The sequence below is a fragment of the Pseudomonas sp. ZS1P83 genome (assembly GCF_054897825.1).
This window is the reverse complement of the sequence record NZ_CM142706.1, coordinates 4,536,599-4,560,943: the sequence shown is the minus strand read 5'-3', so window position 1 is coordinate 4,560,943 and position 24,345 is coordinate 4,536,599. Positions and strand designations below refer to the sequence as shown.

The 24,345-nt window shown below is 58.1% G+C and carries 20 protein-coding genes; 6 read left to right on the top strand and 14 right to left on the bottom strand.

The annotated features are described in order from the left end of the window. Positions 1 to 407: 407 nt before the first annotated feature. The 4 genes from ACYZT0_RS21605 to ACYZT0_RS21590 are packed head-to-tail and all read right to left on the bottom strand — an operon-like array spanning position 408 to position 3,858. Positions 408 to 1,565: an osmoprotectant ABC transporter ATP-binding protein OsmV gene (locus tag ACYZT0_RS21605; protein ID WP_214380653.1), complete on the bottom strand. Its 1,158-nt coding sequence runs from the start codon at positions 1,563 to 1,565 to the stop codon at positions 408 to 410. Then, positions 1,562 to 2,215, bottom strand: a complete 654-nt coding sequence (locus ACYZT0_RS21600; RefSeq protein WP_131062971.1) for an ABC transporter permease — start codon at positions 2,213 to 2,215, stop codon at positions 1,562 to 1,564. The genes ACYZT0_RS21605 and ACYZT0_RS21600 overlap by 4 nt, the downstream gene beginning before the upstream one ends. Positions 2,216 to 2,227: 12 nt before the next feature. Continuing rightward, positions 2,228 to 3,121, bottom strand: a complete 894-nt coding sequence (locus ACYZT0_RS21595; protein ID WP_462042919.1) for a glycine betaine ABC transporter substrate-binding protein — start codon at positions 3,119 to 3,121, stop codon at positions 2,228 to 2,230. Positions 3,122 to 3,141: 20 nt separating this feature from the next. Next, a complete protein-coding gene (locus ACYZT0_RS21590) occupies positions 3,142 to 3,858 on the bottom strand; it encodes an ABC transporter permease (RefSeq protein ID WP_054049992.1) in 717 nt (238 codons plus the stop codon). Between the two features lie 364 nt (positions 3,859 to 4,222). Here ACYZT0_RS21590 and ACYZT0_RS21585 point away from each other — a divergent pair, with 364 nt between their 5' ends. From ACYZT0_RS21585 to ACYZT0_RS21575, 3 genes are all read left to right on the top strand, one after another. After that, complete coding sequence (locus ACYZT0_RS21585) at positions 4,223 to 5,806, top strand: peptide chain release factor 3 (RefSeq protein ID WP_462042918.1); 1,584 nt, start codon at positions 4,223 to 4,225, stop codon at positions 5,804 to 5,806. A 306-nt stretch (positions 5,807 to 6,112) separates the two neighbouring features. Next, complete coding sequence (locus ACYZT0_RS21580) at positions 6,113 to 7,351, top strand: MFS transporter (RefSeq protein WP_462042917.1); 1,239 nt, start codon at positions 6,113 to 6,115, stop codon at positions 7,349 to 7,351. Positions 7,352 to 7,505: 154 nt separating this feature from the next. Then, on the top strand, positions 7,506 to 7,751 hold the full coding sequence (locus ACYZT0_RS21575) for a hypothetical protein (protein WP_462042916.1): 246 nt from the start codon (positions 7,506 to 7,508) through the stop codon (positions 7,749 to 7,751). A gap of 105 nt (positions 7,752 to 7,856) precedes the next feature. On the opposite strand, the gene ACYZT0_RS21570 is transcribed toward ACYZT0_RS21575, so the two are convergent. The 9 genes from ACYZT0_RS21570 to ACYZT0_RS21530 all read right to left on the bottom strand — a co-directional run bounded on the left by ACYZT0_RS21570 (position 7,857) and on the right by ACYZT0_RS21530 (position 20,481). Next, a complete protein-coding gene (locus ACYZT0_RS21570) occupies positions 7,857 to 8,837 on the bottom strand; it encodes a peptide ABC transporter ATP-binding protein (protein WP_282375031.1) in 981 nt (326 codons plus the stop codon). Then, positions 8,837 to 9,805, bottom strand: coding sequence for an ABC transporter ATP-binding protein (locus ACYZT0_RS21565; RefSeq protein WP_462042915.1), 969 nt, complete (start codon positions 9,803 to 9,805; stop codon positions 8,837 to 8,839). The genes ACYZT0_RS21570 and ACYZT0_RS21565 overlap by 1 nt, the downstream gene beginning before the upstream one ends. A gap of 10 nt (positions 9,806 to 9,815) precedes the next feature. Next, positions 9,816 to 10,727, bottom strand: a complete 912-nt coding sequence (locus ACYZT0_RS21560; protein ID WP_462046617.1) for an ABC transporter permease subunit — start codon at positions 10,725 to 10,727, stop codon at positions 9,816 to 9,818. Between the two features lie 13 nt (positions 10,728 to 10,740). Next, positions 10,741 to 11,751, bottom strand: a complete 1,011-nt coding sequence (locus ACYZT0_RS21555) for an ABC transporter permease subunit (RefSeq protein WP_462042914.1) — start codon at positions 11,749 to 11,751, stop codon at positions 10,741 to 10,743. A gap of 72 nt (positions 11,752 to 11,823) precedes the next feature. Next, positions 11,824 to 13,419, bottom strand: a complete 1,596-nt coding sequence (locus tag ACYZT0_RS21550) for an ABC transporter substrate-binding protein (protein WP_462042913.1) — start codon at positions 13,417 to 13,419, stop codon at positions 11,824 to 11,826. Between the two features lie 80 nt (positions 13,420 to 13,499). After that, the gene (locus ACYZT0_RS21545) at positions 13,500 to 14,915 is read right to left on the bottom strand and encodes an OprD family porin (protein WP_462042912.1); all 1,416 of its coding nucleotides are present in this window, start codon (positions 14,913 to 14,915) and stop codon (positions 13,500 to 13,502) included. Between the two features lie 174 nt (positions 14,916 to 15,089). Next, positions 15,090 to 16,691, bottom strand: coding sequence for an ABC transporter substrate-binding protein (locus ACYZT0_RS21540; protein WP_462042911.1), 1,602 nt, complete (start codon positions 16,689 to 16,691; stop codon positions 15,090 to 15,092). 303 nt (positions 16,692 to 16,994) lie between these two features. Further along, positions 16,995 to 18,620: an ABC transporter substrate-binding protein gene (locus ACYZT0_RS21535; RefSeq protein WP_462042910.1), complete on the bottom strand. Its 1,626-nt coding sequence runs from the start codon at positions 18,618 to 18,620 to the stop codon at positions 16,995 to 16,997. 259 nt (positions 18,621 to 18,879) lie between these two features. Further along, positions 18,880 to 20,481: an ABC transporter substrate-binding protein gene (locus ACYZT0_RS21530; protein ID WP_462042909.1), complete on the bottom strand. Its 1,602-nt coding sequence runs from the start codon at positions 20,479 to 20,481 to the stop codon at positions 18,880 to 18,882. Positions 20,482 to 20,750: 269 nt separating this feature from the next. On the opposite strand from ACYZT0_RS21530, the gene ACYZT0_RS21525 reads away from it, so the two are divergent. Then, entirely contained in the window at positions 20,751 to 21,101 is a 351-nt protein-coding gene (locus ACYZT0_RS21525) for an NIPSNAP family protein (RefSeq protein ID WP_462042908.1), read from the top strand. A gap of 310 nt (positions 21,102 to 21,411) precedes the next feature. Here ACYZT0_RS21525 and ACYZT0_RS21520 read toward each other — a convergent pair whose 3' ends face one another. Continuing rightward, positions 21,412 to 22,128: an SIMPL domain-containing protein gene (locus tag ACYZT0_RS21520; protein ID WP_462042907.1), complete on the bottom strand. Its 717-nt coding sequence runs from the start codon at positions 22,126 to 22,128 to the stop codon at positions 21,412 to 21,414. Between the two features lie 343 nt (positions 22,129 to 22,471). Here ACYZT0_RS21520 and ACYZT0_RS21515 point away from each other — a divergent pair, with 343 nt between their 5' ends. Continuing rightward, positions 22,472 to 23,734: an ATP-binding protein gene (locus ACYZT0_RS21515; RefSeq protein WP_462042906.1), complete on the top strand. Its 1,263-nt coding sequence runs from the start codon at positions 22,472 to 22,474 to the stop codon at positions 23,732 to 23,734. After that, positions 23,727 to 24,293, top strand: coding sequence for a response regulator transcription factor (locus ACYZT0_RS21510; RefSeq protein ID WP_449643206.1), 567 nt, complete (start codon positions 23,727 to 23,729; stop codon positions 24,291 to 24,293). The genes ACYZT0_RS21515 and ACYZT0_RS21510 overlap by 8 nt, the downstream gene beginning before the upstream one ends. Positions 24,294 to 24,345: the final 52 nt, after the last annotated feature.

The window sequence follows — 24,345 nt, the reverse complement described above, 5'->3', positions numbered from 1 at the left end:
TATCCCCACTTTGGTTCGCCTACTTCCCAAGGCATGTCGCCGAAAGCAAAAAGGCCACGGGAGGCGGTGCTTCCCTTGGCCTTGCTGTCTCGTCGTCAGTACTTGAGCCGGATGGATCGTTTCCAGCATGGACGTTCGGCGCGAACTTTAGGGCGTGAGGGGCTTGAGATCAACAGAAAATGTCGCGTTTTTGCACGCATCCGTCGTGCGGTCCCGGACAGTTACTGATGTAACCGACCTGCATGACAGTGTGATGTTCCCCTGGCAGGGATATTTGCGGTGGTTCAGCGGGATTTGTGGTGGCCCATTCGCGGGCAAGCCTCGCTTCTACAGGTTCGGTGTCGTGCAAAAAATGGACGCACGCCACAAATCCTGTAGGAGCGAGGCTTGCCCGCGAAGACGTCAGATCAGGCCAACGCAACTTCCGCAGGCGAAACAATGCTGGTCTTGCCGCCACGGGACTTACCGGAGCTCAAATACTCGGCAATCGATTCCTGAGTTACCTCCCCAAGGAACACCCGCTCGGCATCCATCACCGGCAGCCACGAGCGGTTGAACTCGTACATGCGCGACAGCAGGATGCGCAAATGCTCGTCGTAGGCTGCGGTGGCGTTGAATTCGCGCAGGTATTGCGCGCAGGTGCCGGTTTGACGGTGCAGGTCGCGACGTCGTACATAACCCAACGCCTTGTTCTCGCCATCCGTGACCACCACATAACGACGGTCCAGTTCGTCCATCAACTCCAGGGCTTCAGCCACGGGCGTTTCCGGGCTCACCGACGGTGCGTTGTCCGCTGCATCTTCGGCTTTCACCAGCAACAGACGTTTGAGGGTGCTGTCCTGGCCGACGAAGTTGCTGACAAAGTCATCCGCCGGGTGCGCCAGTAGCGTGTCCGGGTGATCGATCTGCAACAGTTTGCCAGCGCGGAAGATTGCGATCTTGTCGCCCAGCTTGATGGCTTCGTCGATGTCGTGGCTGACCATGATCACGGTCTTGTTCAGCGCCCGCTGCATCTCGAAGAATTCGTTCTGGATCATTTCGCGGTTGATCGGGTCGACCGCGCCGAACGGTTCGTCCATCAGCAACAACGGTGCATCCGCCGCCAGAGCACGAATTACGCCGATCCGCTGCTGTTGGCCACCGGACAATTCACGCGGGTAGCGATTCAGGTATTGCTTGGGTTCCAGCTTGATCATGCTCATCAACTCGCGGGCGCGGTCGTGGCACTTCTGTTTGTCCCAGCCCAGCAGGCGCGGAACGATGGTGATGTTTTCCTCGATGGTCATGTTCGGAAACAGACCGATCTGCTGGATCACATAACCGATGTTGCGGCGCAGGGTCACCGCGTCGAGGTCGGTGGTGTCTTCGCCGTTGATCAAAATCTTGCCCGAGGTCGGCTTTATCAGGCGGTTGATCATTTTCAGCGTGGTGCTTTTGCCGCAGCCCGATGGCCCGAGGAACACACAGATCTCGCCTTCATTGACGGTCAGGCTTACCGAGTCCACGGCTTTCACATCTTTGCCGTTGCTTTGGAAGGTCTTGCTGAGGTTTTGAAGTTCGATCATTTGAGCAATCCTTTTGGAGTCAGCGTGCGTTGCAGCCATTGCAGAAGCAGGTCGGCGAAGATGGCCAGGAGACTGACCAGCACGGCGCCGACGATCAGCATCGACATGTCGCTGCGGCTGATGGAAGCGAGAATGAGTACACCGAGGCCACCGGCGCCGATGGTCGCGGCGATGGTCATGACACCAATGTTCATGACCACGGCGGTGCGCACGCCGGCGAGGATCACGGGCACGGCGATCGGCAACTCGACCATGCGCAGGCGCTGGCCGAAGGTCATGCCGATGCCGCGCGCGGCTTCGCGAATGCCGGGTTCGACGCCGGTCAGGGCGAGGTAGGTGTTACGCATGATGGGCAGCAGCGAGTACAGAAACACCGCGGTAATCGCCGGCATCGGACCCAAGCCCTGGCCGAACTTGGAGTAGAACGGCAGCAACAGGCCGAACAGCGCAATCGATGGCACGGTCAGCAGCACCGTGGCGCTGGCTTGCAACGGACCGGCGAGGGTCGGGAAGCGCGTCATCAGGATGCCCAGCGGCACGCCGACCAGAATCGCCAGGGTCACGGCAATACCGACGAGGGTGATGTGCTGCCCGGTCAGTTGCAGGACCAATGGCCAGTCGAGATGGGAAAAGGCGTTCAGAAATTCCATGGCTTTTCCTCCTCAGTTGATAGGGTGCTGGCGCAGGAAATCTGCAGCAACGGATGAAGGGCTTTCGTGATCGACGTCGACCCGCGCATTGAGCTGGCGCATGGTGGCGTCGTCGAACAGTTCAGCCAGCGGCTTGAGTTCTTCGGCGAGTTTCGGGTGAGCGTCGAGGTAGACCTGACGCACCACCGGCGCGGCGGTGTAGTCCGGGAAGTAATGCTTGTCGTCTTCGAGCAGTTTCAGCTTGAAGGCGTTCAAACGACCGTCCGTGGTGTAGACCAGACCGGCAAACACTTGACCATTGCGCAGGGCGGTGTAGACCAGCCCGGCATCCATCTGGCGGATGTTTTTGCGGGTCAGGTTCATGCCGTAGAGGTCGACCATGCCGTCCAGACCGTCGGAACGGTTGGCGAACTCGGTGTCCAGCGCCACCAGGTGATGGGTCTTCGCCTCAGCCTGCATCACCGTGTTCAGCTCGCTGATGGTGTTGATCTGCGGGTAAGCCTTCGCGGTGTTTTCCGGCAGGGCCAGGGCGTAGGTGTTGCTGAACTTCGACGGGGTGAGCCAGATCAGGCCTTTTTTTGCGTCGAGTTCTTTCACCTTGGCGTAGGACTGAGCGCTGTCGAGCTTTTCAGTGACATGGTTGTAGGCCACCAGCGACACGCCGGTGTATTCCCACATCAAATCCAGCTGACCACTTTCGTGGGCGCTGCGAGCCAGGTTGCTGCCCAGACCGCCGGTCACCTGAGTGTCGTAACCCTTGGTGCGCAAGTATTGGGAGGTGATTTCCGCCAGTAGGGTTTGTTCGGTGAACACCCGGGCGCCGATGCGGATCACGGGGTTTTCAGCGGCTTGGGCAAATCCTGCGAACAGCAGGACGCAGCCCAATAATAAGGTCAGTCTTTTCATAAATATTCCTTTGCCGAGGCTTAAGACGGGCGCAAGCCGCGTTCGAGCCAGAGGCGGCTGGCGAGTGTCACCAGACCGTCGAGCAGCAAGGCCAGCAGGGCGGTGCAGGCCGCGCCGAGCAGCAGTTGCGGCTGATTGTTCAGGGCGATGCCAGGGAAAATCAGACTGCCCAGACTATTGGCGCCGATCAGGAACGCCAGCGGTGCAGTCCCGACGTTGATCGCCAGGGCCACGCGCACGCCGCCGATGATGATCGGCACAGCGTTCGGCAGTTCGACCCGCCACAGCACTTGAGTCGGCGTCATGCCGATGCCGACGGCCGCTTCCTTGAGCGACCCCTGGACGTTTTTCAGGCCTTCATAGGTGTTGCGCACAATCGGCAACAGCGAGGCGAGGAACAGAGCGAAAATCGCGGGGCCGCTGCCGATGCCGAGGATCCCCAGGGCGATGGCCAGTACGGCAAGAGGCGGCACGGTGTTGCCGATGTTGAAGATCTGCATGAAGCGTTCGGCGCGTCCAACCATGGTCGGGCGGCTGAGAAAGATACCGGCGGGGATGCCCACAACGAGGGCGGCCAGCATGGAGACAAGGACGAGAATCAAGTGGGCTTGCAGGTAAAACAACAAATCGTCGCGGTAATGTTCGATCGTGTTGATGCCAATCCAATGGACCAGCAGGGCCAGAAGGGCGACGACAACCGCACCTCCTATCAGCCCCTTGCCATAGCGAATAGCCACAGGCGGACTCCTTTTTTCTTTGTCGGCGAACGCAGTCCCGTGGGGCATGCCATTCCTGGCTGCCGGGATTATCAACGTTCGCGAGAAGCAGCTCTTCATGCTGATAAAACTGCATGAGATCGAGCCATAAGCGCAGCCTCGTCAGGCTAACTTGCAGATTTTTCAAACCCTGCTACGAGTGCTGTAACAGGGGAGTGGACGCCTCCACCTTTTAAAAGGTTCCATATTTAGCAGCATTTAGCCACCCTTGATGTCCCTTCACGCCCGTCTATCGCCGTTGGCGACAGGGCGAGCGGTGGTCCGTAAGGCTTGGTTTGCGCTATACTCGCCGCCCTTTTTTGAATCACCTGCCAGGCGATTTCCCATGACCAAACAGGCCGCCGAAGTCGCGAAACGCCGCACTTTCGCCATTATTTCGCACCCCGATGCCGGTAAAACCACCATCACCGAGAAGCTCTTGCTGATGGGCAAGGCGATTGCGATTGCTGGCACGGTGAAATCCCGTAAATCCGACCGCCATGCCACCTCCGACTGGATGGAAATGGAGAAACAACGGGGTATTTCCATTACCACGTCGGTCATGCAGTTCCCGTATCGCGATCACATGATCAACCTGCTCGACACCCCGGGCCACGAAGACTTCTCCGAAGACACTTACCGCACCCTGACGGCGGTTGACTCGGCATTGATGGTCCTCGACGGCGGTAAGGGTGTAGAGCCACGGACCATCGCGCTGATGGACGTCTGCCGTCTGCGTGACACGCCGATTGTCAGCTTCATCAACAAGCTTGACCGTGACATCCGCGACCCGATCGAACTGCTCGACGAAATCGAAGCGGTCCTGAAGATCAAGGCGGCGCCGATCACCTGGCCGATCGGTTGCTACCGCGACTTCAAGGGCGTTTATCACCTCGCCGACGACTACATCATCGTTTACACCGCCGGCCACGGGCACGAGCGTACCGATGTGAAAATCATCGAGAAGCTCGACTCCGATGAAGCCCGCGCGCACTTGGGCGACGAGTACGATCGCTTCGTCGATCAGCTGGAACTGGTGCAGGGCGCCTGTCACGAATTCAATCAGCAGGAATTCCTCGACGGCCAACTGACCCCGGTGTTCTTCGGTACTGCACTGGGCAACTTCGGTGTCGATCACGTGCTCGACGCCGTGGTCAACTGGGCGCCGAAGCCGCTGGCCCGTGTCGCCAACGAACGCACCGTGGAACCGGGTGAAGAGAAGTTTGCAGGCTTCGTGTTCAAGATTCAGGCGAACATGGACCCCAAACACCGCGACCGTATCGCCTTCATGCGTATCTGCTCCGGCAAATACGAAAAAGGCATGAAGATGCGCCACGTGCGCACCGGCAAAGACGTGCGGATCGGCGATGCGCTGACGTTCTTCTCCTCCGAGCGTGAGCAATTGGAAGAAGCGTTTGCCGGCGACATCATCGGCCTGCACAACCACGGCACTATCCAGATCGGCGACACCTTCACCGAAGGCGAAGTCCTGGGCTTCACCGGTATCCCGCACTTCGCCCCGGAACTGTTCCGTCGCGTGCGTCTGCGTGACCCGCTCAAGTCCAAGCAACTGCGTCAGGGTCTGCAGCAACTGGCGGAAGAAGGCGCGACCCAGGTGTTCTTCCCGACGCGCAGCAACGACATCATCCTCGGCGCCGTCGGTGTGCTGCAGTTCGATGTGGTCGCCAGCCGCTTGAAAGAGGAATACAAGGTCGAGTGCTCCTATGAGCCGATTACTGTCTATTCCGCGCGCTGGATCGATTGCAGCGATAAGAAGAAGCTCGAAGAATTCCAGATCAAGGCCGTGGAAAACCTCGCGATTGACGGCGGCGGTCACCTGACCTACCTGGCCCCGACCCGGGTCAACCTGGCACTGATGGAAGAGCGCTGGCCGGACGTGAAATTCCGTGCGACGCGAGAGCATCATTAATTTGTAGGAGCACGGCTTGCCGGCGATGGCGGTTTTGAAATCGCCATCGCGAGCAAGCTTTGCTCCTACGGGTTGTGTGGCGCACCCACTGTGAATTCAGTGGGTTTTTTTTGATCTTTGATCAGCTCCGAGCCGATCTGTGTGCGAGGCGTTTCTGTAGGTCTTTTTTCCTGACTCCGTAGCTGGGCTCTGATTTTCCGTTGCTGGAGTTTTTATCCGAGACAATGAAACCGTTGATGTCTAGTGTTCAGAGGACATTTCGCAAGCAGCGATTTCACACGCGCAGGAGCACAAGGGATCAAAGGCATGATCAGTCGGCTGACTCACCTGATTCGGTTAGATGGCTACTTCAGTCCAATGGCCTGGGTGCTTGCTGCGTTGCTCTTCATCAATCGGTTGAGCACCATGGTCAAACTGTTCATGGCGCTGTACCTGCGCCAGGAACTGGGGCTGGCGATTGAAACCGTTGGCTGGTTGTTATCCGGTTACGGCGCCGGCTTGCTGATAGGGTCAATGGTGGGTGGACTGCTGAGTGATTACTTCTCCACGGCGCGGTTCACTGCGGCGTTGTTTTTTGTCTCGGCGTGGGTACTGCTCTTGTTGGGGCTGGTCACTGACGTGCCTTTGCTGGCGGGATTGCTGCTGTTCAGCGGTGCACTCGATGGTGCGATTCGAACGCTTCATCAGCGGTTGATCATGGAATATTGCCAGGTTGCGCAGCGCGCTCGCGCACAGTCACTGAGTCGTGTTGCCAGAAACCTGGGTATGGCTGTCGCAGGGGTGGTCGGTGGGGTTCTGGCGCAGACTGATTTTCGCTGGGTGTTTTTTGCCAGTGCGATCATGACGCTGTTGGCGTTGCTCTGGTTTGTCCGCACGACATGGTATCGACCGGTTCTGATATCGGATGAGGTGTCTGAAATTGCTTCAGGCTCATGCGTCCCGTATCGAGATAAACCATTCCTTTGGTTGTTGGCGGCTTCTGTCTTGCTCGGCCTTGCCTTTGACACGGTCTACAGCATGCTGGGCAACTATTTGCTCGATTACTACCAGTTGGACATTGAAGTTATCGGGTGGCAATTTGCACTCAATGCAGTGCTGGTGGTGTTGCTGCAAATTCCTCTGTCTCATTGGAGCGAGCGGTGGGGGGCACGCCGGCAGCTAATGGCAGGCAGCGTTTTGTTGGCTTGTGGGCTCGGAATGCTGCCTTTCGGTTCCGGGCTGTTGTATGTCTGCCTATCGACGGTGATTTGGACGCTTGGCGAAGCGCTGTTCATGCCGCCCCTGAACGTGCTGGTGATGCAGCACGCACAAGCAGGAAAAAGTGGGCAATACTTCGGCCTGTTTTTCATGTGCTGGAGTGCGAGTGCGCTGCTTTCACCTGCGCTTGGAGGCCAGCTGTATGGTCATTTCGGTGGGCATAGCGTCTGGCTGGCAAGCGCGGCGCTGGCGATGTTTTCCATACCGCTGTTTTATCAAGCGACTCGCTTGTCGGAGCATCAAAGGGTTCTTCCCCCAGCACGCGGCGAGCCCGCTTCACTTAGCTGATCTGGTTATAGGCATTATTCAAAAGCAATCTCCCTGCCAACGGCATTCCGTCCATTCGTTAGCGTCCTATCTGGAGAACCGCGCTGATCGGAACTAAATTTCATTCAGCGCCAAACAGGCACTCACGCCTCACTTATGAAGGATGGAATCGGCTATGAGCATTGTTCAACGCATTGTGCTGTTGTTGAAGGTTTTGGTGATGCTGTCCGTTGGTATGTCGGCAGCGTGGGCGGAATGCACGGACCACGGTGAGCAGGCCTCGAGTGGGCAGGTGACGCACACTGCCTTGATGATCGCCAAATCCGAATCGGAACCAGGCGATCAGGGTCAGGGTGGTAGCGCGGACGATGACGACTCGACCACCGACGAACCGGACACCGAAGAGGATGAAGGAGCTTAAATGACAGACAAAAGAAAACCCCTTCTGCCGGGCTGATGCGCAAGCCAAAAGAAGGGGGTTTTTCAACTCATCAAAAGCGCGCCCCGGTGATCGAGGCGCGTTTTTTTATGCCGCGCCGTCGAGAAATTGCTCGGCGTAGTGGCACGCCACCTGGCGGCTGTCGAGCAGGCGCAGAGCAGGCTCTTCGGTGCTGCAGCGCTCGGTCGCGTACGGGCAGCGCTTGTGGAACGCGCAGCCGGATGGCGGGTTCAGCGGATTTGGCAACTCGCCGACGATCTTGATTTTCGGCTTGTTCGGGTCCGGGTGAATGGTCGGGGTGGCCGACAGCAACGCCTGGGTGTACGGGTGCAGCGGACGCTCGTAGATGTCGTTCTTCGGACCCATTTCCACAGGGCGACCGAGGTACATCACCATCACGTCATCGGCGACGTGTTGCACCACCGCCAGGTTGTGGGAGATGAACACGTAAGCGGTATTGAACTCTTGCTGCAAGTCCATGAACAGGTTCAGCACCTGTGCCTGAATCGACACGTCCAGCGCCGAAGTCGGTTCATCCGCGACCAGCACTTTAGGCTGCAACATCATCGCGCGGGCCAAGGCGATCCGCTGGCGCTGACCGCCGGAGAACATGTGCGGATAACGCTGGTAGTGCTCAGGACGCAAGCCCACCTGCTTCATCATCGCCTGAACTTTCTCGCGACGTTCGGAAGCCGACAGGTTGGTGTTGATCAGCAGCGGTTCGCCGAGCTGATCACCGACTTTTTGCCGTGGGTTCAACGACGCGTAAGGACTCTGGAACACCATCTGCACGTCTTTGCGCAGTTGCTTGCGTTCAGCCTTGTTCGCGCCGGTGACTTCCTGCCCGGCGATTTTCAAGGAGCCGGAGGACGGCTCTTCAATCAGTGTCAGGGCACGGGCCAGAGTGGATTTGCCGCAGCCCGATTCGCCAACGACAGCGAGGGTTTTGCCGGCTTCCAGTTCGAACGACACACCGTTCAAGGCGCGTACGGTCGCATGGCCTTTGAACAGGCCACGGGACACTTCGTAGTGACGGGTCAGGTCGCGGGCGGTAAGTACGACGGCCATTACGCCACCTCCTGATTCAGCGGGTAGAAGCAGCGGGCAAGGCTGTTGCTTTTCGGGTCAAGGGTTGGGCGTTGCCGACGGCAGGAATCCTGCACATACGGGCAACGCGGCGACAGCAGGCAACCCTGCGGACGGTCATAACGACCGGGAACGATGCCTGGCAGCGTCGCCAGGCGCGTGGCGCCCAGGCTGTGTTCCGGAATCGCCTTGAGCAGCGCTTCGCTGTACGGGTGCGCCGGAATGTCGAACAGCTGAGGAACCTGACCCACTTCGACCGCTTGGCCGGCGTACATCACGCACACACGCTGAGCGGTTTCGGCCACGACTGCGAGGTCGTGAGTGATCAGCACCAGGCCCATGTTCTGCTCTTTCTGCAGCGCCAACAGCAGGTCCATGATTTGCGCCTGAATCGTTACGTCCAGTGCGGTGGTCGGTTCGTCGGCGATCAGCATTTTCGGTTCGCCGGCAATCGCCATGGCGATCGCAACACGCTGGCTCATGCCACCAGACAGTTGATGCGGGTAGGCGTCCATACGGCTGGCGGCGCCCGGGATTTCAACTTTTTCCAGCAGTTCGATGGCGCGTGCGCGGGCTTGCCTGCCAGACATTTTCAGGTGCAGGCGCAGCACTTCTTCGATCTGGAAACCGACGGTGTAGCTCGGGTTCAGCGCGGTCATCGGGTCCTGGAAGACCATGGCCAGGTCTTTGCCGACGATCTTCCGACGTTGACGGTTGCTCAGTTTGAGCATGTCGTTGCCGTCGAAATTCAGCGCGTCGGCGGTGACGATCCCCGGATGTTCGATCAGGCCCATCAGCGCCATCATGGTCACGGACTTGCCGGAACCCGATTCGCCAACGATGGCCAGAACTTCGCCCTTGTCCACGGTAATGTCGAGACCGTCGACCACCGGAACGGCGTTCTTGTCGCCGAAGCGAACGTTGAGATTCTTGATTTCTAACAGTGACATTTGAATCTCCTCAGGCGGCGTTCTTGAGTTTCGGGTCCAGCGCATCGCGCAGACCGTCGCCCATCAAGTTGATTGCCAGCACGCTGAGCAAAATGGTCAAACCAGGCAGACTTACCACCCACCAGGCGCGTTCGATGTAGTCGCGAGCCGAAGCCAGCATGGTGCCCCACTCAGGGGTTGGCGGTTGAACGCCAAGGCCGAGGAAGCCCAGTGCCGCGGCATCGAGAATCGCCGAGGAGAAACTCAAGGTGGCCTGAACAATCAGCGGCGCCATGCAGTTAGGCAGCACCGTGACGAACATCAGGCGTGGCAGACCGGCACCGGCCAGGCGCGCGGCGGTTACGTAGTCGCGGTTCAGCTCGCCCATCACCGCAGCGCGGGTCAGACGAACATAGGACGGCAACGAAACCACGGCGATGGCAATAATGGTGTTGATCAGGCCAGGGCCGAGGATGGCGACAATCGCCACCGCCAGCAGCAGGGACGGCAGGGCCAGCATGATGTCCATCAGACGCATGATGGTCGGGCCGAGCAGGCGCGGGTAGAACCCGGCGAACAGACCCAACAGGATGCCCGGAATCAGCGACATCACCACCGACGACAAGCCGATCAGCAGCGACAGGCGCGAGCCGTGGATCAGACGCGACAGCAGGTCGCGACCCAGTTCATCGGTGCCGAGCAGGAACTGGATTTGCCCACCTTCCAGCCAGGACGGTGGGGTCAGCAGGAAGTCGCGGTACTGCTCGCTCGGGTTATGCGGTGCCACCCAAGGGGCGAACAGTGCGCAGAAAATCACCAGCAGCATGAACATCAGTCCGGCGACGGCGCCTTTGTTCCTGGAGAACGCGTGCCAGAATTCTTTGTATGGGGACGGGTACAGCAGGCTTTGATCGACTGCTACCGATGGAATTGAAGTGGTCATGGTCATGATGATCTCAGCGCTGATGACGGATGCGTGGGTTGGCAAAGCCGTAGAGGATGTCCACCACGAAATTGACCACAATTACCAGGCAGGCGATTAACAGGATGCCGTTCTGCACCACGGGATAATCCCGTGCGCCAATGGCTTCGATCAGCCATTTGCCTATGCCCGGCCAGGAGAAGATGGTTTCGGTCAGGACCGCACCGGCCAGCAATGTGCCGACTTGCAGGCCGACCACGGTCAGTACCGGAATCAGCGCGTTACGCAGACCGTGAACGAACACCACGCGCGACGGCGACAGGCCTTTGGCGCGGGCGGTACGGATGTAGTCTTCACGCAGCACTTCGAGCATCGAAGAACGGGTCATCCGCGCGATCACCGCCAGCGGGATGGTGCCGAGCACAATGGCCGGCAGGATCAGGTGGTGCAGCGCGTCGAAGAACGCACCGACGTCATCGGCCAGCAGCGTGTCGATGAGCATGAAGCCGGTCCGCGGCTCGATGTCATAGAGCAGGTCGATCCGCCCGGACACCGGGGTCCAGCCCAGTGACACCGAGAAGAACATGATCAGGATCAGGCCCCACCAGAAGATCGGCATCGAATATCCCGCCAGGGAGACGCCCATCACCCCGTGGTCGAACAGGGATCCTCGCTTGAGTGCCGCGATCACCCCGGCCAGAAGGCCCAGGATGCCGGCGAACAACAGGGCGGCCATGGACAGTTCCAGAGTCGCGGGGAATAGAGAGGTGAATTCGGTCCAGACGCTTTCACGGGTACGCAGGGATTCGCCGAGATCGCCGTGGGCCAGTTTGCCAATGTAATCCAGGTATTGGGCATACAGGGGTTTGTTCAGACCTAGGCGTTCCATTGCCTGAGCGTGCATTTCGGGGTCGACGCGACGTTCGCCCATCATCACTTCCACGGGGTCGCCAGGAATCATGCGAATCAGTGCGAAAGTCAGCAAGGTGATGCCGAAGAATGTGGGGATCAATAACCCCAATCGGCGGGCAATAAAACTAAACATCTTGTGGTGTACCTCATCAGCCGGTTAGGCGTGCCCGGCATTCCTGGGTCAGGAATGCCGGTAGTTTCTTATCTACTTCACCTGGGTGGTGGCGAAGTTATTAGTGGTGAGCGGGCTAATATGATAGCCCTCTACGTTGTTGCGCATTGCGGTGAACATGCGGGTGTGCGCCATGCTGATCCATGGCTGGTCCTGATTGAAAACCTCCTGGGCTTGCTCATAGAGCGCTGCGCGTTCCGACGGGTTCACTTTAGCCCGTGCTTCATCGATCAGCGTCTGGAACTTCTCATTGCACCAGCGTGCGTAGTTTTCGCCGTTTTTGGCCGCCTCGCAACTGAGCATAGGCGTCAGGAAGTTATCGGGGTCGCCGTTATCGCCCGCCCATCCGGCAGACACCATGTCGTGCTCGCCGTTTTTCGCGCGTTTGAGCATTTCGCCCCATTCCATGACGCGAATATCGACCTTGATTCCGACCTTGGCCAGATCAGCCTGCATCATCTGCGCGCCGAGCATCGGGTTTGGGTTGGTTGGACCGCCACCGTTACGGGTGAACAGGGTGAACGTGGTGCCATCCGGTACGCCGGCTTCCTTGAGCAGGGCGCGAGCCTTGTCCAGATCACGTGGCGGATTTTTCAGGTCGTGGTTGTAGCCCAGCAGGGTGTCCGGGTACGGATTGACCGCTACGGTCGCATTACCTTTGCCGAACAGCGCGTTGACGTACGCGGCCTTGTCGAAGGCGATGTCGATGGCTTTACGTACGCGCACGTCACTCATGTACTTGTGAGTGGTGTTCATGGCGATGTACGAGACGGTCATCGCGTTCAGTTCATCGACACTCAGTTTGGCGTCTTTCTTGATGCTCGGGATGTCATCCGGTTTCGGATACAGCGCGATCTGGCACTCGTTGGCTTTGAGCTTTTGCAGGCGCACGTTGTTATCGGTGGCGATGGCCAGGATCAGCGAATCAGCCGGTGGCTTGCCTCGGAAGTACTCCGGGTTGGCCTTGAAGCGGACCTGAGCGTCCTTGGCGTAACGCTGGAAGATGAACGGGCCGGTACCGACCGGTTTGTTGTTCAGGTCGCCGGTCTTGTCGGCCTTGAGCAGCTGGTCGGCATACTCGGCGGAGTAGATCGAGGAGAAGGCCATGGCGATGTCAGCCAGGAACGGCGCTTCGCGGCGGGTCAGCGTGAACGTGACCGTGTTGTCGTCGATCTTCTCGACACTTTTGAGCAGTTCTTTGAAGCCCATGCTTTCAAAGTACGGGAAGCCCACGCTCGACTTGTTGTGCCACGGGTGTTTCGGGTCCAGCTGACGCTGGAAGCTCCAGACCACGTCGTCGGCGTTCATGTCGCGTGTCGGCTTGAAGTATTCGGTGGTGTGAAACTTGACGCCTTTGCGCAGGTGGAACGTGTAGGTCAGACCGTCCTCGCTGATGTCCCAGGATTCGGCCAGTGCCGGAATCACTTCAGTGGTACCAGGCTTGAAGTCCGCCAGACGGTTGAAGATGGTTTCGGCCACTGCATCGGCGGTGACTGCAGTCGTGTACTGGACCATGTCGAAGCCTTCCGGGCTGGCTTCGGTGCAAACCACCAGGGGTTTGGCCGAGACGCCAACAGCGACACTCAGCAACGCGGCAGCGATGGCCGCACGTAGGGGAAGCATTTTCATCAAAGAACCCTCTGCAATCGGTTAAAAGGACAAAAGCCGAACAGCCGATTCATCACTGAATCAGCCGGTCGGCAGGTGCATTACAGAATGTTGAACGGGATGGTGGTCACGAGACGGAACTCGTTGATGTTGCCGTCTGCCTGGTTTTCGCTGGCACGGTGAGTGGTGTAGGTCGCGCGAATAGCGGTGGCCTTGAGTGGACCGCTCTGTACGGCATACGAAGTACCGATGCCGTATTCATAGTGGTGTTCACCATCCTGCGAGGTCACGCTGTCGTAGGCGCCACCTTTGTAGTGAGTACCGTCGATACCCCAACCGCGAGCCTGGTAGATGTTGAATTTCAGGCCTGGTACGCCGTATTCCGCCATGTTCAGACCGTAGGCGATCTGGAAGGATTTCTCGTTCGGGCCGTTGAAGTCCGACAGCAGGGAGTTGGCCAGGTAGATGCCGTTGGTTTCGTGCAGGTAGTCGAAGTACTCGTTACCGTTCACTTCCTGGTACGAGAACGTCAGGCTGTGGGCCTGGTGAGTCAGACCGAGCGACAGCGAGTAGGTGTCGTTGTCGATATCGCCCATTACCGCTTTGCCTTCGTCGACGGTTTTGTAGTAGTTCAGGCCGGTGGTCAGGCTAAGTACCGAGCTGTCGCCCAGCACGTGGCTGGCGCCGAAGTAGTACTGGTTCCACATGTCTTCGGCCTGAGTGCCCCACACGCTGGTAGTCAGGCTGGCGAATGGCTGGTAAGTGATACCAGCGGTGTTCACGTGATCGATTTCAATGATTTCGTCAGCGTATTCGGAGCGAAATTTACGCTGGCTTTCTTCAGTCCGTGGAGAGTTGCGATCAAAGGTGGCCAAGTCAAAAGTCAGGTTTTCCAGCTCTTCGCTGTGCAGGGACACACCCTGGAAGCTCGAAGGCAGAGGACGGTTACCGATGACGTCTACCTGCGGGCTGCTGAAGTTTTGACGACCGGCGGTCAGGGTGGTGTTGGAGAAACGGGCCTTGACGTTGGCCAGCCCCAGTTTGCTCCACTGGCCTTGAGCGTCGCCGCCTTCTTTGGTCAGCGTACGGTTGTAGCCAGGCTTTGCACGATCACCCGGTGCGCCACCGAAGCGAGAGGCCAGGTCTTCGCGATCACGATCCAGGGCGATGGCATTGTAGGCCGCCACTTCAGTGCTGAAGCCGACAGTGCCTTGGGTAAAGCCAGAGTTGTACTTGACGATGGTGCCCTGGACCCAGTTGATACGACGGTCTGTGTCGGTCAATACACCATTTTTGTTGTAGCTGAACTTGCTGCCTCGTTTCAGTTGCTCATTCGCATACCAGTTGCGCGTGGAACCGGTGATCGATTGGCCTTCGACAAAGCCAGTGGCTTCACTCTGGGCACTTTTCTCTTTCACGGTAACCGGGGTGAACGCCTGGCTTTGGGTTTCTGCGTACGCCGAGGCGGTTACGCTGCTGATGGCCAAGGCCAATAACGCGGTGCTGCTCAGTTTCATGGGTGAAGCTCCTTTCTTTCTTTTTTTTTAATGCCGGTTTTTTTTGGTGAACCGGCTATTTGGTTTTGAACTCATTCAAGACATGGCAAACGTTTGCTGTAGGCCGGATTGACGAATCACGGCAATACGCTTGCGTGAGGGCGGAATCCGCCCTCAGCGTTTCTGGCTAATCGATTAATTTTCTATGCTGACGCCCGAGAACACATTACGACCGAAAGGACTCACCTTGAACCCTTCGATTTTGGCGCTCAACGGCTGGTTAACCGTCGAGTGGGCGACTGGCGTCATGGGCACCTGCTGCTTGAGGTACTGCTGCGCCTGTTTGTAAAGCACGGTGCGCTGGTCGCGGTCGGTGACGACCTTGGCCTGCTTGATCAACTTGTCGTAAGCCGGATCACACCACATGGAGTAGTTGTTGCCGCCAATGGCATCGCAGCTATAAAGCGTGCCGAGCCAGTTGTCCGGGTCCCCGTTGTCACCGGTCCAGCCAATCAGGCTGATGTCGTGTTCGCCATTCTTGGTGCGCTTGATGTATTCGCCCCATTCGTAGCTGACGATCTTCACTTTGAGGCCGATTTTCGCCCAGTCAGCCTGGAGCATCTCGGCCATCAACTTGGCGTTGGGGTTGTACGGACGCTGGACCGGCATGGCCCAGAGGGTAATTTCAGTGCCTTCCTTCACGCCGGCAGCCTTGAGCAATTCCTTGGCTTTTTCTGGGTTGTAGGCGGCGTCTTTGATGGTCTCGTCGTAGGACCATTGGGTCGGTGGCATGGCGTTGACCGCCAGTTGACCTGCACCTTGGTAAACGGCGTTGAGAATGCTTTGTTTGTTCACCGCCATGTCCAGCGCCTGGCGCACTTCGAGCTGGTCAAAAGGCTTGTGACGCACGTTGTAGGCGATGTAGCCGAGGTTGAAACCGGGCTTCTCGATGAGCTTGAGTGTCGGGTCGTTCTTCAGCGCTGTCACGTCGGCAGGGCGTGGGTGCAGGGTAATCTGGCACTCGTTGGCCTTGAGCTTCTGCACGCGCACCGAGGCATCGGTGTTGATGGCGAAGATCAGGTTATCGAGCTTGACCCGGCTCGGGTCCCAGTACTGCTTGTTGCCGGTGTAACGGATGTTGGAATCTTTCTGGTAGCTCTTGAACACGAACGGCCCGGTGCCGATCGGCTTCTGGTTGATCTCGCTCGGCTTGCCTTCGGCCAGCAATTGGTCGGCGTATTCGGCGGACAAGATGGCGGCGAAGCTCATGGCGATGTTCTGGATGAACGCGGCGTCCACGCTATTGAGCGTCATGACCACGGTCAGCGGCCCGGTCTTCTCGACCTTGGCGATGTTCTTGTTCAGGCTCATCCCGTTGAAATACGGGAACTCGGTCGGATAAGCCTTACGGAAAGGTTGCTGTGGATCAAGCATGCGATTGAACGTGAACAGCACGTCATCGGCGTTGAAATCACGGCTCGGTGTGAAGTATTTGGTCGTGTGAAATTTCACCCCTTCGCGTAGGTGAAAAGTGTACTTGAGGCCGTCCTCGGAAATATCCCAGCGAGTGGCCAGGCCTGGTACGACGTTGGTGGCGCCTTTTTCGAACTCTGCCAGCCGGTTGTACAACGGCTCGGCGGCATCGTTATCGGTCGAAGTCGTGTACTGCGCGGTGTCGAAGCCAGCGGGGCTGCCTTCGGAGCAGAACACCAGACTGTTATTGGCGGCCTGGCTCATGGAAGTGGCGGCCAACAGGCCGGTGCCCAGCAATGCGGATAAAACCAAGGTATGGCGCATGACGCTCGCTCTTTATTCTTAGTGTTTTAACAATGAGCCGTCCCGTCCTGAGACGTGGAGGCCTCACTGATCCAAAACCATGACGTGCAGCAAAAACCGAGAGCCCACGCCTGCACTGGTCAGATCCCGACGGTATGAGCGATGGGTCTGGCAGTAAATGCGTAAAGTCCTAAAGACTTGTAGGAAAGGTCAACGCGTCCGACACCGCTGCCGTAATACTCAGCGGAAATGGATGTAGGTTGTTTCCTACTTTCTCGGCAGATAAAGCAACGGCGACGTCAAAAACGTCGCCGATGCAAAACCTTATTTGCTGACGCTGACGCCGTAGAAGGAGTTCAAGCCAAACGGGCTGATCTTGAAGTCCTGCACGTTGTCGCGCATGGGTTGGTACACCGTCGAGTGAGCGATAGGTGTCATTGGAACGGCGTCCTTGAGGACGTGTTGCGCCTGTTTGTACAGTTCGGTGCGCTTTGCCTGGTCGGTTGTGCGCTTGGCTTCTTTCACGATGCCGTCAAACTTCTTGTCGCACCACTTGGAGAAGTTGTTGCCGCTCAGCGAGTCGCAACCAAACAACACGTTGAGCCAGTTGTCCGGATCACCATTGTCGCCGCTCCAGCCGATGATCATCGCCTGGTTCTCGCCGCCTTTGGAGCGCTTGATGTACTCGCCCCATTCGTAGCTCTGGATCTTGACATTGAGACCGATCTTGGACCAATCGGACTGCAGCATTTCTGCCATCAGCTTGGCGTTCGGGTTGTATGGACGCTGCACCGGCATCGCCCACAGAACGATTTCGGTACCTGGTTTAACGCCGGCTTCCTTGAGCAGCTCTTTAGCTTTCTCAGGATCGTATTTGGCGTCTTTGATGGTGGTGTCGTAGGACCACTGGGTCGGCGGCATGGCGTTAACAGCCAGTTGGCCGGCGCCCTGATAAACCGAGTCAATGATCTGCGGTTTATTCACCGCCATGTCCAGCGCCTGGCGAACTTTCAGGTTGGCCAACGGGTTTGGCTCATTGCTGCCCTTGACCTTGTCCATCACGTTGTAGGCAATGTAGCCCAGGTTGAAACCGGCCTGGTCAGGCATTTTCAGGGTTTTGTCTTCCTTCAGCGCCTTTAGGTCGGCCGGACGTGGGAACAGAGTGATCTGACACTCGTTCTTCTTCAGCTTCTGAATACGCACCGACGGGTCGGTGGTGATGGCGAAGATCAGGTTGTCGATCTTGACGTCGTCAGGCTTCCAGTAGTCCTTGTTCCCGGTGTAGCGGATGTTGGAGTCTTTCTGGTAGCTCTTGAACACAAACGGGCCAGTGCCGATCGGCTTCTGGTTGATGTCGGCGGCTTTGCCTTCCTTGAGCAGCTGGGCAGCGTACTCGGCGGACTGGACGGAGGCGAAACTCATGGCCATGTTCTGGATGAACGCGGCATCAACTTCTTTGAGGGTGAACTTGACGGTTTTGTCGTCGACTTTATCGATCTTGGTGATGTTGGTGTCCATCCCCATGTCGGTGAAGTACGGGAATTCGGTCGGGTACGCTTTGCGGAACGGATCATCCTTGTTAATCATTCGATTAAAGGTGAACAGCACGTCGTCGGCGTTGAACTCACGAGTCGGCTTGAAGTACGGGGTGGTGTGGAACTTGACGCCTTCACGCAAGTGGAAGGTGTAAGTCAGGCCGTCATCGGAGATGTCCCACTTGGTCGCCAGGCCAGGAGTGACAGCGGTGCCGCCACGTTCGAACTGAGTCAAACGGTTGAACATGGTTTCTGCAGAGGCGTCGAAGTCGGTTCCGGTGGTGTACTGACCAGGATCAAAACCGGCCGGGCTCCCTTCGGAGCAAAACACCAGGTTAGTCGCCGCTTGGGCGAAAGGTGCGCTAGCTAACAAACTTGCGCCGACTAAAAACGGAATGACCGCGTGTTTAAGCATGGTGGCCTCATGATTTGTTGTCATTTTTGGAATTAGAGGACGACCTCGTGAGTCGTGCCTGCGGATACTTATGCAGGGGCCATACCCATTGCAAGATCCAGAGCGGCCACAAGTCTCAAACAGTGGTACGAACGTACCTTAATGTCGCATATGTATAAATTCAGGTGCTTTTGACCGTTTGCGCAGGTTTTTTTCGGTGCAAATCGCGCACCGACAGAGGGCGACCGGGGCGCTTGGCGCACCCGGTTGGAGCGAGGTGTTACTTATTTATACCCACACCATAGAAGGGTGTGAGGCCGAACGGGCTGATCTTGAAGTCGGTGACTTCCTTGCGCAGCGGCTGGAACACCGTTGAGTTCGCAATCGGTGTGATAGGTACTTGTTGCTTAAGGATTTGTTGTGCCTGTTGGTACAAATTGATCCGTTGCTGTTTGTCAGTGGACACTTTGGCCTGCTGAATCAATTTGTCGTACGCCGGGTCGCACCACTTGGCGTAGTTGCTACCTTTCACCGCGGCGCAGCTGTAAAGCACGCCGAGCCAGTTGTCCGGGTCACCGTTGTCGCCGGTCCAGCCGTAAATCATCGCATCGTGTTCGCCGTTCTTGGCACGCTTGATGTACTCGCCCCATTCATAGCTGACGATGTTGGCCTTGATCCCGACTTTCTCCCAATCCTGCTGGATCATCTGTGCCGACATTCGTGCGTTGGGGTTCGATGCGCGCTGCACGGTCATGGCCCACAAATTAATAGTGGTACCGGGTGCAACCCCTGCTTCTTTCAGTAGCGCCTTCGCTTTCGTCGGGTCGTGGGGTGCGTCCTTGATGCTCGGGTCATACGACCATTGAGCGGGAGGCAGGGCGTTCTGCGCCAGTTGGCCGGCACTTTGGTAAACGGCTTTGATGATCGCGGGTTTGTCGATGGCCATGTCCAGGGCCTGGCGGACCTTGAGCTGGTCCAGCGGCGGGTGGGTCACGTTATAGGCCAGGAAACCGAGGTTGAAGCCGGCTTGCTTGAGCACGGTGAGATTCGGGTCTTTCTCCATGACTTCGATGTCTGCCGGGCGCGGGTAGCCGCTGACCTGGCATTCCCCGGCCTTGAGTTTCTGCAAGCGAACGGCGGCGTCCGGGGTGATGGAGAAAATCAGGTTGTCGAGTTTTACGTCTTCGGGTTTCCAGTAGGCCTTGTTGGCGGCATAGCGGATCTGCGAGTCCTTTTGATAGCGCTTGAACACGAACGGGCCGGTGCCGACGGGTTTCTGGTTAATGTTTGCCGCTTTGCCTTCTTTTAACAGCTGCGCGCCGTATTCTGCGGATTGCACCGAGGCGAAGCTCATGGCCAGGTTTTGGATGAAGGCGGCGTCGATGTTGTTCAGGCTGAAGCGCACGGTGTGGTCGTCGATTTTGTCGACGCTCTTGATCGTTTTGTTCAGGTCCATGTCGGTGAAGTAGGGCGATTCGGCGGGGTAGGCTTTGCGGAACGCGTTTTCCGGATCGAGCAGGCGCTGAAAGGTGAACAGCACGTCGTCGGCGTTGAAGTCGCGGGTAGGGGTGAAGTAATCGGTGGTGTGGAATTTCACGCCGTCGCGCAGGTGGAACGTGTAGGTGAGACCGTCCGTGGACACTTCCCATTTTGTTGCCAGACCGGGTTCGACTTCAGTGCCGCCGCGTTTGAATTGGGTGAGGCGGTTGAAGACGGTTTCGGCGGAGGCGTCGAAGTCGGTGCCGCTGGTGTATTGGCTGGGGTCGAAGCCGGCGGGGCTGGCTTCGGAGCAGTAGACCAGGGTTGTGGCGGCTTGAGCCAGTGGTGCGGTTGTTGCGAGGGCGAGAGCGAGCAGGAGTGGTTTGACGGTGGTTCTTTCCATGGAGTCCCCGAGGGTTTGGCGGCGGTGTTTTCCTGAGGGTAGCGTTGTTGGCGGGGAGGGCGGAAATATCGTTTTTGGAGGGAGACCCCTTTGTTCGGGCATACCCCTCGGGTCATTCGGGATCTTGGCGGCCTGTAGGCGCGAGCGGTGCGGCGATCCGACTTGCCCGCGAAGGCGGCAGATAAGTCAGCACAAATCCCTGGTTAGATATAGGCGAGGGATGCATGCTCGTAAGGCAGGAACTTGAAATCCCACATGGAAGATTTGGAATGACTCGAATTGTTGAAATCCTGATGTACACCTTGAAACCGGGATCAGGATTGGATTTCCATCGAATAATGCAGGAAGTAAGCGTTCCGCTTCACTTAAAGGCGGGTGTGGATGTCGTTTCTTATGGCGGCTCTTTGCATGACGATCATAGCTATCACTTGATTCGCTCCTATGAGAGCGAGAGCCATCGCCAAGCCTCTCAAGATCTTTTTTACTCAAGTACTGACTGGAAGCAAGGTCCGAGAGCAGACATCATCAGCCGAATTGAAGTCAGTACAAAGACAGTTATGACGCTCACTCAAGACGCGATTGATGCCATCAGAGCTTCCCGTAAATCTAACCAGGGCTGATGCTCAATCAGCGTGGCCATTCACTAACAATCACGGGGTTGTCGGTGAACCGTGTGCTGGACAACATCGATCCGGCATAGTCCGCGTTATCGTTCATCGTCGCAACGCCGCCCGAAGCAGGATCGCTCCCACAGGGATCGAGTGTGTACATGGATTGTGTGCACGACACAGATCAAATGTGGGAGCGAGCCTGCTCGCGATGACGGCGGATCAATCACCACAAAGTCATCAGACCTACCCCAGCTTCCGCCAGGCAATAAAAAACGGCGATCACTTCGGTGATCGCCGTTTCTGTGTCCGTGTTATCGAATCACTGCATCAACACTTCAATCGCTCCATCCGCCGTCATGCTGACCTGGCTGGTGCCGGCTTCAACTTCCGGGGTCACTGGTGCGGAGTCCATGGCGGCGGCTTTCATCATCATTGGCCCACGCATGTACGGCTGTGGATAACCGTTGCTGTTCAGGTTCAGGTTAACGATTTTGTAACCCTTGCCACCTAAGGCGTCGGTCGCCAGTTGAGCGCGGGCCTTGAAGGCAGACACGGCTTCTTTGAGCAGAGCGTCTTCGCTGGCCTTGCGGGTTGGTGTGGCGATGGCGAAGTCCATGCCGCCCATTTTCAGTTCGGTGAGCAGTTCGCCGGTCAGTTTCGACAGCGCGGCGAAGTCGGAGCTTTCCAGGCGCAGTTCGGCGCGTTCACGCCAGCCGGTGATTTTCTGGCCCTTGGTGTCGTAGATCGGGTAGCTGTTGCGGCTGCCTTGGCGCAGGGTGATGTCTTTGACTTCTTTGGCCTGGGCCAGCGCTTTGTTCATGGTGGTGCTGACGTCGGCGGCGAGTTTGGCCGGGTCGGTGTTTTGTTCTTCGGTGTAGAGGGTCACGATCATCAGGTCGCGGGCGACTTCCTGGCTGACTTCGGCGCGCAGGGCTATCTGGTTGTAGTGCAGCTCATCGGCGGCCAGGGCCGGAAGGCTTGCAATGCTGCTGACGGTCAGGGCGAGAAGGGCGGCGCTGCGGCGGAATGTGTGCATGAAAGCTCCTTGGGCGATGCGCAGGGGTAATGTCCGAGCCTGCGTGAAACTATCAGACTCTAGCTTTAATGATCCGGTTCGCACAGTTACAACTTCTATACAGATCAACAGCTGGTGGCCCTGCGGCGAGGGGATTTAGCGGAACGCCGCACCGCCCCGTCCGGCTGCGAAGCAGTCGTAAACCAATTTGGGGCGGCTTCGCCGCCCAACGGGGATAAATCCCCTCGCCACAAAGACCTTCAGGACACTCACAAGTGTGGCCGTTTGCCGCACTTTTGCCTGCCAGCCCCCGTGCTTGGTTATACTCCGTGCGATCCGCCTGGAGCGCTCATCAGGAGAGCTCATGCTCGCCCCCGTTCAAATCACTTCCGCGACGCGCCAGAATCTTTGGCGGCTGACGTTCATACGCACGTTGGTGTTGGCCGCTCAGGCCGGTTCCGTGGGCCTGGCCTACTGGCTGGACTTGCTGCCGCTGCCCTGGTTTCAACTGGCCGCGACCCTCGGTTGCTCGATGTTGCTGTGCGCGTTCACGGCCATTCGCCTGCGCACCACATGGCCGGTTACCGAGCTCGAATACGCCGTGCAACTGGCTTGCGACCTGTTTATCCACAGTGCGTTGCTGTATTTCTCCGGCGGCTCGACCAACCCCTTCGTCTCTTACTACCTGGTGCCGCTGACCATCGCCGCCGTAACCTTGCCGTGGCGTTATTCGGTGATTCTGTCCGGTATCGCGTTGACGATGTACACCCTGCTGCTGGCGCGCTTCTATCCGTTGCAAACCTTCCCTATCGCTCGGGAAAACCTTCAGGTTTACGGGATGTGGCTGAGTTTCGCCCTGGCCGCGGCAGTCATCACGTTCTTCGCCGCGCGAATGGCCGAAGAGCTGCGCCGTCAGGAAGAGTTGCGGGCGATCCGCCGTGAAGAAGGTTTGCGTGATCAGCAATTGCTGGCCGTCGCCACTCAGGCCGCCGGTGCCGCCCATGAATTGGGTACGCCGCTGGCGACCATGAGCGTGCTGCTCAAAGAGATGCAGCAGGATCATCACGATCCAATGCTGCAGGACGATCTGAAGGTGCTGCAAGATCAGGTCAAGGCGTGCAAGCAGACCTTGCAGCAACTGGTGCGCGCCGCCGAGGCCAACCGGCGTCTGGCGGTGGAGATGCAGGACGTCACCGATTGGCTCGACGAAGCGCTGAACCGATGGCACCTGATGCGTCCGGAAGCCAGTTATCGCTTCCAGCGCTTGGGTCAAGGCACCGTTCCGCGCATGGCGCCGCCGCCGGACCTGACCCAGGCACTGCTGAATTTGCTTAACAACGCCGCCGACGCTTGCCCCGAAGGGCTGCAAGTGACGCTGGACTGGAATGCCGACGACCTGACCATCAGCATCCGCGACCACGGCGCCGGTGTGCCGCTGGCCATCGCCGAGCAGATTGGCAAGCCGTTTTTTACCACCAAGGGCAAAGGTTTCGGCCTGGGCCTGTTTTTGAGCAAGGCCAGCGTGACACGCGCCGGCGGCTCAGTGAAACTCTACAGTCATGAGGAAGGCGGCACGCTCACCGAGCTGCGCCTGCCCCGTGTCGCCCGAGGAGACGAACATGAGTGACGAGATCCAAGTCGAAGGCGAAGGCGAAGAACTGCCGCATTTGCTGCTGGTAGACGACGACGCAACTTTTACCCGGGTGATGGCCCGTGCCATGTCCCGCCGCGGCTTTCGCGTCAGCACCGCCGGTTCTGCCGAAGAAGGCCTGACCATCGCTCAGGCCGACCTGCCGGACTACGCCGCGCTGGACCTGAAAATGGACGGCGATTCCGGCCTGGTGCTGTTGCCCAAGCTACTTGAGCTGGACCCGGAAATGCGCGTAGTGATCCTCACCGGTTACTCGAGCATTGCCACCGCCGTCGAGGCGATCAAGCGCGGCGCCTGCAATTACCTGTGCAAACCGGCAGACGCCGATGACGTGTTGGCCGCGCTGCTTTCCGAGCACGCCGACCTCGACACGCTGGTGCCGGAAAACCCGATGTCGGTGGATCGCCTGCAGTGGGAGCACATCCAGCGCGTGCTGACCGAACACGAAGGCAACATCTCCGCCACTGCCCGCGCCTTGGGCATGCACCGCCGCACGCTGCAGCGCAAACTGCAGAAGCGTCCGGTCCGTCGCTGAACGGGCGCTGAACGATTATCGCCAGCCCTCGCGATAACCCGAACCGATCATC

Excerpts from the sequence above, each read along its gene's own strand:
- ACYZT0_RS21575 (WP_462042916.1), top strand. The coding sequence starts at position 7,506 with ATGAGCATTGTTCAACGCATTGTGCTGTTGTTGAAGGTTTTGGTGATG.
- ACYZT0_RS21520 (WP_462042907.1), bottom strand. The coding sequence starts at position 22,128 with ATGCACACATTCCGCCGCAGCGCCGCCCTTCTCGCCCTGACCGTCAGC.
- ACYZT0_RS21605 (WP_214380653.1), bottom strand. The coding sequence starts at position 1,565 with ATGATCGAACTTCAAAACCTCAGCAAGACCTTCCAAAGCAACGGCAAA.
- ACYZT0_RS21515 (WP_462042906.1), top strand. The coding sequence starts at position 22,472 with ATGCTCGCCCCCGTTCAAATCACTTCCGCGACGCGCCAGAATCTTTGG.
- ACYZT0_RS21580 (WP_462042917.1), top strand. The coding sequence starts at position 6,113 with ATGATCAGTCGGCTGACTCACCTGATTCGGTTAGATGGCTACTTCAGT.
- ACYZT0_RS21565 (WP_462042915.1), bottom strand. The coding sequence starts at position 9,805 with ATGTCACTGTTAGAAATCAAGAATCTCAACGTTCGCTTCGGCGACAAG.
- ACYZT0_RS21550 (WP_462042913.1), bottom strand. The coding sequence starts at position 13,419 with ATGAAAATGCTTCCCCTACGTGCGGCCATCGCTGCCGCGTTGCTGAGT.
- ACYZT0_RS21510 (WP_449643206.1), top strand. The coding sequence starts at position 23,727 with ATGAGTGACGAGATCCAAGTCGAAGGCGAAGGCGAAGAACTGCCGCAT.
- ACYZT0_RS21540 (WP_462042911.1), bottom strand. The coding sequence starts at position 16,691 with ATGCGCCATACCTTGGTTTTATCCGCATTGCTGGGCACCGGCCTGTTG.
- ACYZT0_RS21525 (WP_462042908.1), top strand. The coding sequence starts at position 20,751 with ATGACTCGAATTGTTGAAATCCTGATGTACACCTTGAAACCGGGATCA.
- ACYZT0_RS21585 (WP_462042918.1), top strand. The coding sequence starts at position 4,223 with ATGACCAAACAGGCCGCCGAAGTCGCGAAACGCCGCACTTTCGCCATT.
- ACYZT0_RS21535 (WP_462042910.1), bottom strand. The coding sequence starts at position 18,620 with ATGCTTAAACACGCGGTCATTCCGTTTTTAGTCGGCGCAAGTTTGTTA.
- ACYZT0_RS21600 (WP_131062971.1), bottom strand. The coding sequence starts at position 2,215 with ATGGAATTTCTGAACGCCTTTTCCCATCTCGACTGGCCATTGGTCCTG.
- ACYZT0_RS21570 (WP_282375031.1), bottom strand. The coding sequence starts at position 8,837 with ATGGCCGTCGTACTTACCGCCCGCGACCTGACCCGTCACTACGAAGTG.
- ACYZT0_RS21595 (WP_462042919.1), bottom strand. The coding sequence starts at position 3,121 with ATGAAAAGACTGACCTTATTATTGGGCTGCGTCCTGCTGTTCGCAGGA.
- ACYZT0_RS21530 (WP_462042909.1), bottom strand. The coding sequence starts at position 20,481 with ATGGAAAGAACCACCGTCAAACCACTCCTGCTCGCTCTCGCCCTCGCA.
- ACYZT0_RS21545 (WP_462042912.1), bottom strand. The coding sequence starts at position 14,915 with ATGAAACTGAGCAGCACCGCGTTATTGGCCTTGGCCATCAGCAGCGTA.
- ACYZT0_RS21560 (WP_462046617.1), bottom strand. The coding sequence starts at position 10,727 with ATGACCACTTCAATTCCATCGGTAGCAGTCGATCAAAGCCTGCTGTAC.
- ACYZT0_RS21555 (WP_462042914.1), bottom strand. The coding sequence starts at position 11,751 with ATGTTTAGTTTTATTGCCCGCCGATTGGGGTTATTGATCCCCACATTC.